15 protein-coding genes are annotated in these 14468 nt (G+C 70.0%); 7 read left to right on the forward strand and 8 right to left on the reverse strand.

Translation table 11 applies throughout. The features are described from left to right. Positions 1–115 precede the first annotated feature (115 nt). The 3 genes from VGR32_RS00295 to VGR32_RS00305 all read left to right on the forward strand — a co-directional run bounded on the left by VGR32_RS00295 (position 116) and on the right by VGR32_RS00305 (position 2610). Positions 116–1252, forward strand: a complete 1137-nt coding sequence (locus tag VGR32_RS00295) for a DUF2336 domain-containing protein (protein ID WP_327446879.1) — start codon at positions 116–118, stop codon at positions 1250–1252. A gap of 31 nt (positions 1253–1283) precedes the next feature. Then, on the forward strand, positions 1284–2054 hold the full coding sequence (locus VGR32_RS00300; RefSeq protein ID WP_327446881.1) for an NAD kinase: 771 nt from the start codon (positions 1284–1286) through the stop codon (positions 2052–2054). A gap of 79 nt (positions 2055–2133) precedes the next feature. Further along, positions 2134–2610: an Hpt domain-containing protein gene (locus VGR32_RS00305; RefSeq protein ID WP_327446883.1), complete on the forward strand. Its 477-nt coding sequence runs from the start codon at positions 2134–2136 to the stop codon at positions 2608–2610. 25 nt (positions 2611–2635) lie between these two features. Here VGR32_RS00305 and VGR32_RS00310 read toward each other — a convergent pair whose 3' ends face one another. Beyond that, positions 2636–3772 carry a DUF2336 domain-containing protein gene (locus VGR32_RS00310; protein WP_327446885.1) on the reverse strand — a complete coding sequence of 379 codons (1137 nt, stop codon included), beginning with the start codon at positions 3770–3772 and terminating at the stop codon, positions 2636–2638. Positions 3773–3817: 45 nt separating this feature from the next. Further along, positions 3818–4615, reverse strand: a complete 798-nt coding sequence (locus tag VGR32_RS00315) for a transglycosylase SLT domain-containing protein (protein ID WP_327446887.1) — start codon at positions 4613–4615, stop codon at positions 3818–3820. Positions 4616–4853: 238 nt separating this feature from the next. Here VGR32_RS00315 and VGR32_RS00320 point away from each other — a divergent pair, with 238 nt between their 5' ends. After that, positions 4854–5591: an energy transducer TonB gene (locus tag VGR32_RS00320; RefSeq protein WP_327446889.1), complete on the forward strand. Its 738-nt coding sequence runs from the start codon at positions 4854–4856 to the stop codon at positions 5589–5591. Here VGR32_RS00320 and VGR32_RS00325 read toward each other — a convergent pair. Beyond that, complete coding sequence (locus VGR32_RS00325; protein ID WP_327446891.1) at positions 5572–6588, reverse strand: FAD-dependent oxidoreductase; 1017 nt, start codon at positions 6586–6588, stop codon at positions 5572–5574. The two genes, VGR32_RS00320 and VGR32_RS00325, sit on opposite strands and share 20 nt — an antisense overlap. Before the next feature lie 46 nt (positions 6589–6634). Beyond that, positions 6635–8479 (reverse strand): phosphoenolpyruvate carboxykinase (GTP), encoded by a 1845-nt coding sequence (locus tag VGR32_RS00330; RefSeq protein ID WP_327446893.1) that lies wholly within the window; start codon positions 8477–8479, stop codon positions 6635–6637. 203 nt (positions 8480–8682) lie between these two features. Between VGR32_RS00330 and VGR32_RS00335 the strand changes: the two genes are divergently transcribed. Then, a complete protein-coding gene (locus tag VGR32_RS00335; RefSeq protein ID WP_327446895.1) occupies positions 8683–9318 on the forward strand; it encodes a DUF938 domain-containing protein in 636 nt (211 codons plus the stop codon). Next, positions 9315–10082, forward strand: a complete 768-nt coding sequence (locus VGR32_RS00340; protein WP_327446897.1) for a pseudouridine synthase — start codon at positions 9315–9317, stop codon at positions 10080–10082. Before VGR32_RS00335 ends, VGR32_RS00340 begins: the two co-directional genes overlap by 4 nt. Here the strand turns inward: VGR32_RS00340 and VGR32_RS00345 are convergent. Further along, entirely contained in the window at positions 10079–10657 is a 579-nt protein-coding gene (locus VGR32_RS00345; RefSeq protein WP_327446899.1) for a DUF4287 domain-containing protein, read from the reverse strand. The genes VGR32_RS00340 and VGR32_RS00345 overlap by 4 nt on opposite strands. A gap of 116 nt (positions 10658–10773) precedes the next feature. Between VGR32_RS00345 and VGR32_RS00350 the strand changes: the two genes are divergently transcribed. After that, entirely contained in the window at positions 10774–11079 is a 306-nt protein-coding gene (locus VGR32_RS00350; protein WP_327446901.1) for a CsbD family protein, read from the forward strand. Between the two features lie 72 nt (positions 11080–11151). Here the strand turns inward: VGR32_RS00350 and clpA are convergent, their stop codons facing one another. The 3 genes from clpA to VGR32_RS00365 form a co-directional block, all read right to left on the reverse strand. Further along, positions 11152–13470 (reverse strand): ATP-dependent Clp protease ATP-binding subunit ClpA, encoded by a 2319-nt coding sequence (clpA, locus tag VGR32_RS00355; RefSeq protein WP_327446903.1) that lies wholly within the window; start codon positions 13468–13470, stop codon positions 11152–11154. A gap of 10 nt (positions 13471–13480) precedes the next feature. Further along, the gene (clpS, locus tag VGR32_RS00360; RefSeq protein WP_125257430.1) at positions 13481–13810 is read right to left on the reverse strand and encodes an ATP-dependent Clp protease adapter ClpS; all 330 of its coding nucleotides are present in this window, start codon (positions 13808–13810) and stop codon (positions 13481–13483) included. A 142-nt stretch (positions 13811–13952) separates the two neighbouring features. Next, positions 13953–14456 (reverse strand): TIGR01841 family phasin, encoded by a 504-nt coding sequence (locus VGR32_RS00365; protein WP_327446905.1) that lies wholly within the window; start codon positions 14454–14456, stop codon positions 13953–13955. Positions 14457–14468 lie beyond the last annotated feature (12 nt).

Here is a 14468-nt window from a genome sequence, read left to right on the forward strand (position 1 = left end):
GGGGCGTCAAGCGCCCCGGCGCGGCGCGCGGCAAGGTCTGGTTAACCCCGTCTTCACCGTAAATGCGTCTGATGGCGCGCGAACGGCCAAGCCTTGGCCAGATGCGGAGTTCGCCGTGACCGCCGTCGCCCGGATCGCCCCCGTCCCCTCCGCCATCGCGCCGTCCGCGGCGGATTTGATGGCCTTGGCCCATTCGCGGGCCGTCGACGACCGACAGCGCCTGCTGCTGGGCGTGCTGTCGCTGTGCGAGACCAATCCTCCCGAAGGGCTCTCGCCGGTGCTGGAGGAAATCTTCCTGACGCTGGCCCGACAGGCCGAGCGCGACATGCGGCAGGTGCTGTCGACCCGTCTGGCCGAGGCCGACTGGGCTCCCGCCGCCCTCGTGCACATGCTGGCGCTGGACGAGATCGAGATCGCCCGTCCCGTCATCGCCGGCAGCCCCCTGCTGAAGGACGAGGAGTTGATCCGGCTGCTGGTCGAGGCGAGCCTGGACCACCAGGTCGAGGTGGCGAGGCGTCCGCGGCTGAGCGGTCGGGTCAGCGACGTCATCATCGAGCGCGGCGAGCCCGCGACGCTGACGGCGCTCGCGGGCAACTCGACGGCGGACGTCAGCGCGGAGGGCATGCGCCGTCTGGTGGACCATTCGCGCCGCGTCGCCGCCCTGCGCCTGCCGCTGACGCGCCATCCGAGGATGAACGAGGCGCTGGCCACGCAGATGTACATGTGGGTCGGATCGGCCCTGCGTCAGGCCATCGGCGAGCGCTTCGAGGTCGACGAGACGCGGCTGGCGGCCGCGGTCGAGGAAGCGGCCACGGCCGTCATCCCCGGACACCCCCGCGGCGCCGTCGCAGGGGAGCCGATCAACGCCGAGCGCGATGAGATGGAGCGTCGACTGGTCGACAAACTTCATGCCTCCGGCCAGCTGCGGGCCGGCTTTCTGGTTCGCGCCACGAGGGAAAAGCGCCTGTCGCTGTTCCGCCATGCGCTGGCGACCCTTAGCGGCTTCACCGTGTCCGAGGTCGATGCGGCCCTGCGACACGATTCGCCGGAAGCCCTGTATTGCGCCTGCGTCTCGGTCGGCATCGACCGGGCCGTCTTCCCCGCCCTGATCCATGAGATCCGGCAGCTGAACGGCGGACTGCCCGGCCACTCGGGCGGCGAGGTCTGGAACCGCGGGCCGGCGATGCCCGCCCAGGCGGCGCAGCGGGCCTTCCGCACCCTGCTGCGCGCGCCGGGCAAGAGCGCCGTTTGACAAGACGGCCCGCCTCCGGCTTGCCTGAGGCGTGACCGCACCCCCCGTTCTCGCCTTCGCCGCCAGCGACCGCCCGGAAGCGCAGGCCGCCCTCGCGCGGCTGACGTCGAGATATGGCCAGGTCGACGAAAGCGAGGCCGAGGTCATCGTGGCCTTGGGCGGCGACGGGCTGATGCTCGAGACCCTGCACCGCAATCTGGGACGACGCACCCCGGTATACGGGATGAACCGGGGCTCCGTCGGTTTCCTGCTGAACGACTACGCCGAGGATGGCCTGCCCGAGCGCGTCGCCCAGGCGGTCGCCACCGTCATCCATCCGCTGCAGATGGACGCCTGGGCGGAGGACGGCCGGGCGCATTCGGGGCTGGCTATCAACGAGGTTTCCCTGCTGCGCCAGACCCGGCAGAGCGCGAAGCTGCGCATCGAGGTGGACGGCCGGGTGCGGATGGAAGAGCTGTCGTGCGACGGATGCCTGCTGGCCACGCCGGCCGGATCCACGGCCTACAACCTGTCGGCGCACGGTCCGATCATCCCGCTGGACGCCAACGTTCTGGCCCTGACGCCGATCAGCGCGTTCCGGCCGCGTCGGTGGCGCGGGGCCCTGGTGCCGCACAAGTCCCGGGTCGCCTTCGAGGTGCTGGAGCCCGAGAAGCGCCCCGTCAGCGCCACGGCCGACGGGTTGGAGGTGCGCCGCGTCCGGCGGGTCGAGGTGCACGAAAGGCGCGACGTCGCCCTGACCATGCTGTTCGACGCCGGCCGCTCCTTCGAGGAGCGGGTGCTGGCGGAACAGTTCGCCGCCTGATCCACGGACAAAAACCGACGCACACCGGTTCTTAACGCGCGCGAGGCACGCTGGGCCTGAACGTCGTGAGGAGTTCCGCGTGAGCAACCCCGCCCAGGTGATCCAGCCGCCCAACACCCTGCGCCTGAAGGTGGGCGGCGGGCTGGGTGCGATCGACGCCCGCGCCATCGCCAAGGCGGAAGAGGCCCTGGCCGCCATGGCGGGCCAGTTCGGCCAGTGGCTGCAGGACGAGCTGGACAAGCTGGAAGCCGCGCGCGGCGCGGTCCGGGCCGGCGGCCTGACCGCCGAGACCGGCGAACAGCTGTATTTCCGGGCGCATGACCTGAAGGGCCTGGGCGGGACGTATCAGTATCCTCTCGTGACCCGCATCGCCGGATCGCTGTGCAAGCTGCTGGACGACGCCGACAAGCGCCTCCAGGCGCCGATGCTGCTGGTCGACGCCCACATCGACGCCATCAAGGCCGTGGTCCGCGACCGCATCCAGACCGATGACCACCCCGTCGGCAAAGCGCTGGTGGAAGAGCTGGAAGCGCGGACGGCCGAACACCTGGCCTGACCGTCCCACATCACAGGCGTGAAGATCAGGCGGCGCGAGCCGCCTGATGCGTTTCCGGCGTACGGTCGAGGCGCTCCATCAGATAGGCCAGATCTTCGCGCGGCGCGCCCGGCCGCTGGGTCAGGAACCGCTCCAGCATGCGCTCGCGGAAGTCGTCGCCGGTCGTGTCCTTCCCCTCGGCCTGCATGCCCCTGAAGGTGTCCACGCCCGCGCGGAAAGCGTGGAAAAGACGCGGCGGCAATCCGGCGCGGTCGTAGAGCGCCTTGAGGCCCAGCGGGCCGGCATCATGGACCATCAGGGCGGCGCGGGCGGGCGTGGAGCCCGCGAGCTCCGCCAATCCGTGCTCCAGAAAGGCCATCTGCCCGCGGGCCAGGCCCCGCAGCAGAAGCGAAGCCGTCAGCGCCTTCCGGCCGTTCAGGCGCGCGCAGAATTCCGCGAGGTCGGGCTCGCGCTCGGCCTGGTCGATGAGGTCGACGGTGGCGCGCTCGCGCGCATGAGCCGCCAGACGGATGGCGGTCTCCGGCGCCAGGGCGTGACGTGACACCAGGTGATCGCGCACGGCGTCAGACGCAACCTCGATCAGACGCTCGGTCACCGACAACGGCAGCGCCTGCCGATAGGCGACCGCCGCGACGACGTCCGCCGACGGCGCGAAACGATCGACGATCCTGTTCAGGCCACGTTCGCCGACGTCGGCGTCGTCGTTGGCGGCCAGGGTACGGACCGCCTCTTCGCATCCGGTCTCGGCCAGCGTCTCGGAGACGTCGCGCGAGACGAAGGGCCGGGCGGCCACCGCGACCTGACGCACGGCCGAGCCCGCCCGCACGATCTCGATCAGATCGTCGTCGCTGAAGACGGGCGAGAAGCCGATGATCGGCAGGGCGACGGCGTCCACGTCGGCGGCGAGGCGGCGCGCGACGTCGTGGGGAATGAGATCCGAAGCCTTCAGCGTCACCGCCATGGCGCGCCGCACCAGTTCGGCGGCGTCCTCCGCCATGAGGCGAAGGATCTTCTGCGCCGCCTCGCGGTCCAGCCCGGACAGCTCGCCCCGATCCATGCTGCGGCACAGCTTGTGCGCGGCGGCGGCCCGCTCGTCCTCGTCGGTCGATTTCACCAAGCGCCGGACGTCGGCTTCGGTCAGGCGGGAGCGGATGGCGGTCATGCTCGGGAAGGTGCTCCGACAGGCTTAACGGCCGGTTTACCGTGCCTACGACGCGGCGCGATCCAGGTTCCCGAAGGCGGCGCGGAAGGCGTCGTGGCCATCGTCGTCCCCCTGCCCCAGCAAGAGGGCGAGCAGAGCACGATTCTGTTCCATCCGGCCGAGCGTCAGCGGATCGAGATCGGTGCGCGCGTCGCGTATGAAGCCGCCGCCCGCCGCCTCGACGCCGGACGCCGGAGCGCCGCCGCCCGCGTGCTTGCCGAGGTTCGCGTACAGTTCCTCGACCGTCGCCGGCCGGCCGTCGCGGTAGAAGATCGATCGATTGGCCGAGGCCGCCTGCGGGAACAGCGCCACCGCGCTGGAGCCGGGTCGCCGGTCAAGCGCCTGCATCAGCGAGGCTGCGCCCGCCGGCCCCAGGAAGTGCGCGGCGTACAGGTCGGTGGCCGTGGGCTCCTTGCCCGTTCGGCCCCGCAGATAGGCGGCGTTCGAGGCCGTCAGCTCGGCCGCCATGGTCGAGGCCGCGACCGGGTCGAAGCGCAGGTCCAGCACCACGTTCCGGGCCGAACCGCTGACGTGCCAGCGCCCGTCGGCGCCGCGGAAGATCAGGTCGGCGTACTGCCCATAACCGTGCTTGCGCCCATGCTCCTTCAGCGTGCCCAGCCAGGTCTGTTCGATGAACTGGAACAGGCCCGAGGCGGACGAGGTCGGGGCCTTGGCCGAAGGATTCATGCCGCTTTCCCGGCGCGCCGTGCGCATCAGGAAATCGAAGTCCACGCCGGTCGAATCCGATGCGCGGCGGATAGCCGCCTCCACGCCTCCGGATGCTCGAATCGCGGACAGGGTCACGAGTTGAGGGTCGAAGAACGCGGTTAACGAGACCTTAATGGACGCGTCGCGCCTTTGGATGGAATTTACATTTGACGCGCCCCCCGCCCCAGGCCGGGTGTGGCGCCGAAGCCCGGGCGCCTGACGGGCCGTGACGATCCGCGCATCCACGGGTCGCAACGCCGCAAACTTGCCGCAAGGTGAGCGCGCACTGATTTCTGGGGAAAGGCCGGGGGCGCTTCTGACAGGAGTGACGGCCATGATGATGATGCGGACGGCGGGCGGACCCGCCCAGCCCGTTTGGACGAGGGAGGCGCGGAAGCCCAGGCTTCCGGCCTGGATGTGGGCCGCGGCCGTGCTGTCGGTCGGCGCGCACGTCGGTGCGGGCGTCTGGCTGATGAGCCAGCGGTGGACGCCGCCGGAGGTGGTTCTGGACGAAGGGCCGAACATCACCCTGCTGCCGCCGATCCAGCGCAAGAAGCCCGAGCCCAAGCCCGCCGAGCCGGCGAAGGCGGCTCCGGCGCAAAGCACGCCGCTGAACAAGACGCCGGCTCCGACCGTGCCCACCGAAACGCTGAACCATACGCCGACCGACGCCGCGGAGCAGGCGCAGGGTCCGATCGCCCTGCAGCCCCTGCCCGACGCCGTTCCGGAAGGCACGGGCGTCGTTGAAACGCCGGAGCCCGCGGCCGTGAGCGTGGTGACCCATCCGGACTGGATCCGCAGGCCGACCGCCCAGGCGCTGATGGACGCCTATCCCGACCGCGCGTTGAACGCGGGCGTCACCGGGTCGGCGCGGCTGAACTGCGTCGTCCGCGTCGACGGCACCCTGACCGGCTGCTCGGTCGCGGAAGAGACGCCGTCGGGTCAGGGCTTCGGTCGCGCGGCGCTGAGGTTGTCGCGGGACTTCCGGATGTCCCCCCGCACCGTCGATGGGCGGGCCGTGGAAGGCGCGCGGGTGAACGTCACCCTGCGCTTCACTCTGCCGGAGCGCTGAGCCCCGGCCGATCTGGTCTGAGCGACGCCGCCTGGGGTCCGGGCGGCGTCGCCCGGACCGCGTCGGCAACGACGCCCGCAACCAGCGGGGCCAGCAGCCAGCCGTTTCGTCGGGGGCCGAGGGCGACGATGACGCCGTCGATCTCGCCCACCGCCGGCAGGCCGTCTGCGAAGGCGCCGCGAACGCCCACGCGCGGGCTCGCGGCGCCGGCGGGCAGCCCGAGCGCATCGAACACCTGGCCGACCTGTCTTCGCGCCGCCGCGTCCTCGGGCTGCAGGTCGCGGCGTCCGTGTTCCATCGTGGCGCCGACGATCACGCCGCCCTCGACCGGCACGACGTAGCCGTGCGGCGTGCGCGTCGGGATCGCCGGGCCCGGACCGTGCACGTGGGCAAGCTGGCCGCGAATCGGAATCACACCTTCAATCAGCCGCACCACGTCCACCGGCAGGCCCTCGATCGCCCCGGCGGCTCCCGTGGCGACGACCAGATGCGGGGCGTGCAGTTCGCGGTCGCCGTCCAGACGGACGGTCCAGTGCCGCTCCACGCGCGACGTCCTCCGGGCGGAGCCGGCGATCACCGTGACCGCGCGACCGAGCTCCTGCAGCGCTCGACCCGCGTCGATTCGCGCGTCTTCGGGCGTCCGAAAACCGTCAGGTCGGGCTTCAACGACGAAGCCGTTCCGCTCAAGGCGTCGCCGGAGCGCTTCGGCGCCGCGTCCGCGCCAGTCGGCGCCGTCCTGGATCAGGTCGAGGCCATGCCGGGCAGCGAAGTCCGGCCACAAGTCTCGGGCGGCTTGCAGAACCGCCACCACCCGCGGGGGCAGGTCCTCAAGCGCCGACTCCATGGCCGGCGCGATCATGCCCGCGGCGATCGAGGACGCGTTGCCGCCGCCCGGATCGACGACCACGACGGACAGGCCGCGCGCGGCCATCTCGGCCGCCGAGGCGAGGCCCAGCACGCCGGCGCCGATGACTATGACGTCTGGAGACCCGGTCACGGGCGGTCAGATCGACCGCCCGCGGGGGATTTGCAAGCCGTCGGCCCTACTCGGCCGCGACGGCGGCCGCGCGCGTTTCGTTCAGACGCGCGGTCAGGGCCGCGTGCTGATCCCACAGCGCCTTGGGCAAACGGTCGCCGAACTTCTCGTAGAAGGCCGGGATCATCGACGCCTCTTCCGTCCAGACGTCGGCGTCGACGTCGAGCAGGGTCGTCAGCTGATCGTCGGTCAGCGAAAGGCCGGTCAGGTCCAGGGCCTCCGCGGTCGGCACGCGACCGACCGGCGTGTCCACGGCGGAGGCCGTGCCGTCCAGGCGCTCCACGATCCACTTCAGGACCCGGGCGTTGTCGCCGAAACCGGGCCACACGAACTTGCCGTCCTGGTCCTTGCGGAACCAGTTGACGAAGAACATGCGGGGCAGCTTCGCCGCGTCGCGGCCCTCGCCCATGCGCAGCCAGTGCGCGAAGTAGTCGCCCATGTTGTAGCCGCAGAAGGGCAGCATGGCGAAGGGATCACGCCGCAGTTCGCCGATGGCGTTCTCGGCCGCCGCAGTGCCCTCGGACGCCACCGTGGAACCCATGAACACGCCGTGCTCCCAGTCGAAGGCCTCGGTCACCAGCGGCACGGCCGACGCGCGGCGGCCGCCGAACAGGATGGCGTCGATCGGCACGCCCTTGGGGTCTTCCCATTCCGGCGCGATGGTCGGGCACTGGTGCGCCGGCGCGGCAAAGCGCGCGTTCGGATGCGCCGCCGGCGTGCCGGAGGCGGCGTCGTGCCGTTGGCCGGTCCAGGTCGTCAGGTTCGCCGGCGCTTCCTTCGTCAGGCCCTCCCACCAGACGTCGCCGTCCTCGGTCAGGGCCACGTTGGTGAAGACGGTGTTCTTCGCCAGGGTCTCGAGGGCGGTCAGGTTGGTGTTCCGGCTGGTGCCGGGGGCCACGCCGAAGAAGCCGGCTTCCGGGTTCACGGCGTAGAGGCGGCCGTCGTCGCCGAAACGCATCCACGCGATGTCGTCGCCCACCGTCTCGGCCTTCCAGCCCGGCAGGGTCGGCTGGAGCATGGCCAGATTGGTCTTGCCGCAGGCCGACGGGAAGGCGGCGGCGACGTACTTCGGCTGACCCTGCGGCGGCGTCAGCTTCAGGATCAGCATATGCTCGGCCAGCCAGCCCTCGTCGCGGGCCATGACCGAAGCGATGCGCAGGGCGTAGCATTTCTTGCCCAGCAGGGCATTGCCGCCGTAGCCCGAGCCATAGGACCAGATCTCGCGCGTCTCGGGATAGTGGACGATCCACTTTTCCTCGTTGCAGGGCCACGGAACGTCGGCCTGCCCCTCGGCCAGCGGCGCGCCCAGCGTGTGAACGCAGGGCACGAACTCCCCGTCGGAACCCAGCGCTTCGAGCGCCGCCTTGCCCATGCGCGTCATGATGCCCATCGACACCGCGACGTAACCGCTGTCGGTGATCTCCACGCCCAGCGCGCTGATCTTCGAGCCCAGCGGACCCATCGAGAAGGGCACGACGTACATGGTGCGGCCGGCCATGCAGCCGTCGAACAGACCGTTCAGGCGTGTGCGCATCTCGACGGGGTCGGCCCAGTTGTTGGTCGGGCCGGCGTCGACCTCGTTGGCCGAGCAGATGAAGGTCCGGCTTTCGACGCGCGCGACGTCCTTGGGATCCGAAGCCGCATAGAAGCTGCCGGGGCGCTTGACGGGGTCCAGGGCCCGGAGCGTGCCCCTGGCGATCAGGTCGGCGGTTATGGCCTGCTTTTCCGCCTCAGAGCCGTCGCACCAGTGGACGCGGGCGGGCTTCGTCAGGGCGGCGATCTGTTCGACCCAGGCGACGAGACCGGCGTGCGCGGTCGGGGCCGGGTGAAGGCCGGGAACGATGGACGTCATGCTACTCTCCTGAACGGCCCGGACGCTCTTCGTCGCCTCGGGGCCTCCTCGCTGCGCTCTTCACGCAATGTTTCAGGGAGGAGGAACACGGGAGGCGACGCGACGTCAACCGCCGCACGTTTCATCCCTGCGTGAGGCGGCGGGAGGATCGGACGTGCATTTCGCCCGTCGCGGAGCGCGGCCGGGCGCGCTATCTCACCCGCGTGCACACGCTCGACCCCGCCACGCCGAGTCCCGACGGCGCCCGGACCTCACCGGCCGCAGAGCGCAACGTGGCGCCGATACTCGAGGTGCTGCGGGCCCACCTGCCGGCCTCGGGAGCGGTGCTGGAAGTCGCGTCGGGGACCGGCCAGCATGCCGCCGCCTTCGCGACCGCCCTGCCCGGCGTGGACTGGACGCCCAGCGACCCGTCCGCGGAGGCGCGTGCCAGCATCGAGGCGCGGCGCGCGCGGGGCCCCGCCAACCTGCGGCCCTGCCTGCCTCTGGACGTGCTGGACGAGACGACCTGGCCCGACGAGACCTTCAAGGCCGTGTTCTGCGCGAACATGATCCACATCGCTCCGGCCGGCGCGACGGAGGCGCTGATGCGGCTGGCCGCTGGGGCGCTGACGCGGCCGGGAGGGCTGCTGGCCCTGTATGGGCCCTTCCTAGAAGCAGACGTCGAAACGGCGACGAGCAATCTTGAGTTCGACGAAAGCCTCAAGGCCCGCGACCCGGACTGGGGACTGCGCGACCGGGACGCGGTGATCACGGCGGCGCGGGCCCACGGCCTGGCCTTCACCCTGCGAAAGGCGATGCCGGCCAACAATCTGATGCTGCTGTTCCGGGCCTGGCCGTGAGCGTTTCCCGCACGCACGACGGCGCCGAGCCCGTCCGGCTGAACAAGTTCATGGGCCAGACGGGGCTGTGCTCGCGACGCGAGGCCGACGCCCTGATCGCCGACGGCCTGGTTTCGATCGATGGTGAGACGGTCACGGACGCGGGCCGGAAAATCCAGCCGGGCCAGACCCTGACGCTGGGGCGAGGCGCGGAGACGGCGCTGGCGGCGAGTCAGACGATCGTGATGAACAAGCCGATCGGCTACGTCTCCGGCCAGCCGGAGCCGGGCAAGACGCCGGCGGCGCGCCTGCTGACCGCGACGAACCGCACCGGAAACGGCGACGTCCCGGGACGCGACGCCTCCCTGCCGCCCATCGGCCGTCTGGACGAGGATTCGCGCGGCCTGCTGCTGCTGTCCTCGGACGGCGTGGTGGCCAAGGCCGTGATCGGGCCGGAGTCCGACCTCGACAAGGAGTATCTGGTGCGCGTCGAAGGGCGGGTCACGGAAGCGTCGCTGACCCGCCTGCGGCACGGGCTGGAGCTGGACGGTCGCAAACTGAAGCCCGCGCGCGTCACCCAGATCGAGCCGCAGCGCCTGCGCTTCGTGCTGAAGGAAGGCCGAAAGCGGCAGATCCGGCGCATGTGCGAACTGGTCGGACTGGAGGTCGTGGACCTTCTGCGCGTCCGCATCGGGCCGCTGGAGCTCGGCGGGCTGCCTGAGGGGCGGTGGCGCGCGCTGACCTCCGATGAGCGGGCGGCCTTGATCGCCGGATCGAAGGCCTAGCCGTTCCCGGCGGCCTGGACGAACAGGCGGGCGACCTCGTCGTCGACGTCCGCGGGACTTCCCAGCTCGACCACGGCGGTCAGGCGCTCGGACCAGCTCTCCCGCCGCCGGGACGGCGCCAGCCTCGGGGAGACCGAGGGATCCAGTTTCAGCCCCAGCAGGGCCTTGCCCCCTTTCAGAGGCCGCATCGCCGCGAACTGCACGGCGCGGGAGAAGGCCGTGTAGCCCTTCCGCTGGGTCGGCACGACGCCGGCGACGGGCGCGGCCGCCCGCTCCAACGCGATCAGGATCGCCAGCGACGCCGGATCCTTCCACAGAGCCGCACGCAGCGCTTCGGGCTCATCCCACCCCGGACCGTCGCCGGACCGGCAGGCGTCGAGAATGGTGGAGCCGTAGTTCACCCCCACGCCGTGCTCGGCCTTCAGCCAGGCCAGCTGCGCACGCGGGGCGGACACAGGGCAGGCCTTCATCACCTCGCGCCACTCGTCCAGCGAACGGCCGGTGCTCTTCTCCAGGCTCGCGCGCACGGACGCGAACCATTTCTGCTGACGTTCAGTCAGGACCGGCGGGGTCATGTGGGCCTCCTGCGTCACGTCAGCCTAGCTTTGAAGGCCGGCGTTTTCGAGGGGAACCCTGACCGGGCGACGCGCGCTTCACCGGCTCCTCCCCCACCCTGCATCAGGACGAACATATGACCGACCAACGCATCCTCGGCTCCACCGAACAGGGCCTCGGCAAGGCGCAGGCCGGGCTCGGCAAGCTGACCGGCGACGCGAAGCTGCGGCTCGACGGCCGCGTCACCGAATTCAGGGGTCAGGCGCGCGACGCCTACGGCCGGGTCGTCGACGGCATCGAGGGCCTGGTGGCCAAGGCGCCGGCCGAGTATCAGGAGTACGGCCGTCGTGGCATCGACTTCGCCCGTCGCAAGCCTCTGCTGACCACCGGCATCGTCGCCGGTCTGGCGATCGTTCTGGGTGGCCTCGGCCGCCGCCGCTGACGACGGTCACGCCCCAATGAAAAAAAGGCCCGGACCTGCGTCCGGGCCTTTCTCGTTGGGCGATCGGCGAGATCAGTCGGCGCCCTCGTCGGCCGTTTCGGCCGCCTTGGCGGCGGCCCCCGACAGAGGCGTGACGTCGAAGTCGATCTTGCCGTCCACAAGCCGCACCTTGACGTGTCCGCCCTTGGTCAGGCGGCCGAACAGGATGTCGTCGGCCAGCGGCTTCTTGATCGACTCCTGGATGACCCGCGCCAGGGGACGCGCGCCGTACAGTTCGTCGAAGCCGTTCTTGGCCAGCCAGTCGGCGGCCTCGTCGGTCAGTTCGATGGTGATGTTCCGGTCCGCCAGCTGGGCTTCCAGCTGCAGAACGAACTTCGTCACCACCGACTTGATCGTCTCGGAGTCCAGCGCCTTGAAGGCGACGATGGCGTCCAGACGGTTCCTGAACTCCGGCGCGAACAGACGCTGGATGGCCTTGTCGTCCTCGCCCTCGACCTTGCCGCGGCCGAAGCCGATGGCCGCGCGGGCGTTGTCCGCGGCCCCCGCGTTGGTGGTCATGATCAGAACCACGTTGCGGAAGTCGACCTTCTTGCCGACCGCGTCGGTCAGCATGCCGTTGTCCATCACCTGCAGCAGGATGTTGTAGACGTCGGGGTGCGCCTTCTCGATCTCGTCCAGCAGGACGACGGCGTGCGGGTGCTGGTCGACGGCGTCGGTCAGCAGCCCGCCCTGGTCATGCCCGACGTAGCCCGGGGGGGCGCCGATCAGGCGACTGACGGTGTGCCGCTCCATGTACTCCGACATGTCGAAGCGCAGCATCTCGATGCCCAGCGTCGCCGCCAGCTGCTTGGCCACCTCGGTCTTGCCGACGCCGGTCGGGCCCGAGAACAGGAAGCAGCCGATGGGCTTTTGCGGGTCGCGCAGCCCGGCCCGCGCCAGCTTCATGGCCGCAGAGACCTGTTCGATCGCCGCGGACTGGCCGAAGACGACGCGGTTCAGGTCGGTCTGCAGCTCCTTCAGGCTCTCGGTGTCGGACTTGGACACCGACTTCGGCGGGATGCGGGCCATTCTGGCGATGACGCCCTCGACCTCCTTCTGGCCGATGACCTTCTTCCGCTTCGATTCCGGCAGCAGCATCTGGCTGGCGCCCGCCTCGTCGATGACGTCGATCGCCTTGTCCGGCAGTTTGCGGTCGGTCATGTAGCGCGCCGACAGCTCCACGGCCGTGCGGATGGCGGCGTCGGTGTAGCGCAGCTTGTGGTGGCCTTCGTAGCTGGTCTTCAGCCCCTTGAGGATCTTCACCGTGTCCTCGACCGTCGGTTCGTTGACGTCGATCTTCTGGAAGCGGCGGACGAGGGCGCGGTCCTTCTCGAAGTGCTGGCGGTACTCCTTGTAGGTGGTCGAGCCCATGCACCGCAGCGTGCCCGAGGCCAGCGCCGGCTTCAGCAGGTTGGACGCGTCCATGGCGCCGCCCGAGGTCGCGCCGGCGCCGATCACCGTGTGGATCTCGTCGATGAAGAGGATGGCGTCCTCGTGCGTCTCCAGCTCCTTCACGACCTGCTTGAGCCGCTCCTCGAAGTCGCCGCGATAGCGGGTGCCGGCCAGGAGCGCGCCCATGTCGAGCGAGTAGATGGTCGCGCCCTTCAGGACGTCCGGCACCTCGCCCTTGACGATCTTGCGGGCGAGGCCCTCGGCGATGGCGGTCTTGCCGACGCCGGGGTCACCGACCAGCAGAGGATTGTTCTTGGTCCGCCGGCACAGGATCTGGATCGAGCGCTCGACCTCGGCCTGACGCCCGATCAGCGGATCGACCTTTCCGTTCTTCGCCTTCTCGTTCAGGTCGACGCAATAGGCCTCCAGCGCCTCGCCGCCGGTCTTGGCGGCGGCGGCGTCCTCGGCGTCCTCGGGCGACTGGCCGGAGGCGCGCGCGGGCCGCGTCTCGCTGCCCCCCGACTTTTTGGCGATGCCGTGGGCGATGAAGTTGACCGCGTCGTAACGGGTCATGTCCTGCTCCTGCAGGAAATAGGCGGCGTGGCTTTCGCGCTCGCTGAAGATGGCCACCAGCACGTTGGCGCCGGTCACCTCCTCGCGGCCCGAGGACTGGACGTGGATGACCGCGCGCTGGATCACGCGCTGGAAGCCGGCGGTCGGCTTGGCATCGTCGCCATCGGCGGTCGCCAGCGCGGCCAGGTCGTTGTCGACATAGAGCGTCAGCGCCGCCTTCAGCGCCTCCAGATCGACGTTGCAGGCGCCCATGACGTTGGCGGCGTCGGGATCGTCGATCAGGGCCAGCAGCAGGTGCTCCAGCGTGGCGTATTCGTGCCGGCGGGCGTTCGCGTAGTGCACCGCGCGGTGCAGCGTCTCTTCGAGAGGACGGGAAAACGAGGGCATCAGGTTCCTCTCAGTCCTTTTCCATCGTGCATTGCAGGGGGTGCTGGTGCCGCCGCGCCGTCTCGATCACCTGGGCGACCTTGGTTTCGGCCACCTCGTAGGTGAAGACGCCGCACACGCCGACGCCATGCTGGTGCACATGCAGCATGATGCGGGTGGCCGCCTCGCGGTCCTTCTGGAAGAACCGCTCCAGCACGTAGACGACGAATTCCATCGGCGTGTAGTCGTCGTTCAGGATCAGCACCCGATACAGCGAGGGCTTCTGAAGCTTCGGCTTCGTCTCGGTGACGGTGGCGACGCCCTGGCCGCTTCCCGTCTCTCCTGAACGTCTAGTGGGCATTCGTCGTCCGGTGGGGAGTCGAAGGACTAGATGGGGAATGATGGCCTGAATTGAAGACGCGGCAAGTCACAGGTTTTTGCGCGCAAACGAAAAAGGCCCCGGCGTTTCCGCCGGGGCCTTCGTCTTCAGCCGGTCGCCTGGATCAGCGGGCGGCCTGGAACTTCTCGACCGAGGCGGTGACGCGCTCGTTGAGCGGACGGAAGCTGTCCTTCATCGAGGCGGTGAACAGGTCGGTCGTCTTCGTGACTTCGGCCAGATAGGCCTCGGTCGCCGACTTCGCCCAGTTCGTCTGCAGCTCGATCAGCTCCTGAACCGAACGGGCCTGGGCCATCGACTGGGCGGCGGCGACGCCGTCTTCCCACGTCTTCTTGCCGTAGGCGAAGGCGTTCTGCGACAGCGCTTCCGCGCCCTTCTGGGCGGCGGTGGCCGACTCGACCATGGCCTCGAGGTTCTTCTTGCCGTGGGCGTTCAGCTCGGTCAGCGAGGCGACCGACTTGTCGACTCCTTCGCGGAAGGCCTGGGCGCCGGCGGCCTGGACCTTCTCGGCCTGGGCCTGGGCCTGCTGGGTCGAAGCCTTGACCTGGGCGGTGGCGGTTTCGACGTTCTTCTTGGCGGCGGCGGTGATGGTTTCGGCGGCGTCGGCCATGGCGGTCTCTCC

Origin of the sequence: Brevundimonas sp. (assembly GCF_035935935.1) — a bacterium.
Classification (GTDB): Bacteria; Pseudomonadota; Alphaproteobacteria; order Caulobacterales; family Caulobacteraceae; genus Brevundimonas.